The sequence below is a fragment of the Palleronia caenipelagi genome, from assembly GCF_007004065.1.
Taxonomy (GTDB): Bacteria; Pseudomonadota; Alphaproteobacteria; order Rhodobacterales; family Rhodobacteraceae; genus Palleronia; species Palleronia caenipelagi.
Genome location: NZ_VFSV01000177.1, coordinates 1 through 639 on the forward strand (window position 1 = coordinate 1; position 639 = coordinate 639).

Genomic DNA, 639 nt, shown 5'->3' on the forward strand with positions numbered 1-639 from the left:
CTGGCCTGTTCTCGGGTTCTGAACCGATGGCGATGGACCAGCTCCTTTTTCAGCGAAGAAAAGAAGCTCTCCATCGGGGCGTTATCGAGGCACTGACCCTTGCGGCTCATGGATTGCTCCAGCTTGGCGTGGCGGATGATCTTGCGATAGTCCCCGCTGGCATATTGCACACCGTGATCGGAGTGGGCGATCAGACCGGGGACTGGCCCGCGCCGGTGCAGAGCCATCCGGAGCGCGTGGCAGCACAGCTGTGCGCCCAGGTGATCGGCTATGGACCAGCCGACGATTTCGCGGGTCGCATGCGCCATTGTCCTCGGACCAATGGCGGACAAAGGCACATTCCTTGACGGCCGCCAGGTAGAGCCACCCCTCGTCAGTGTCGACATAAGTGATGTCTGCGAGCCAAACCGTGTTCGGGGTGATACAATGAAATGCCTGCTGCAGCAGGTTGGGCGACGGTTTCAGCTTGTGATTGCTGTTCGTGGTCAACGGCTTGCGCGGCTTTCTCAGGCGGGCTGAGATCCTGTTTTCCCGCATAATTCTGGCCACGCGCCGCTCCGAGACGCGCTCCCCGTCAGCGCGCAGATCCCGGTGGATACGCTTGGACCCGTAACGGTGTTTGCTGGCTTTGAAAAAATG

At 60.3% G+C, this 639-nt stretch carries 1 protein-coding gene; it reads right to left on the reverse strand.

The features are described from left to right. On the reverse strand, positions 1–308 hold a 308-nt coding region (locus FEV53_RS21830; RefSeq protein WP_246100966.1), incomplete at its 3' end, for a DDE-type integrase/transposase/recombinase. Positions 309–639: the final 331 nt, after the last annotated feature.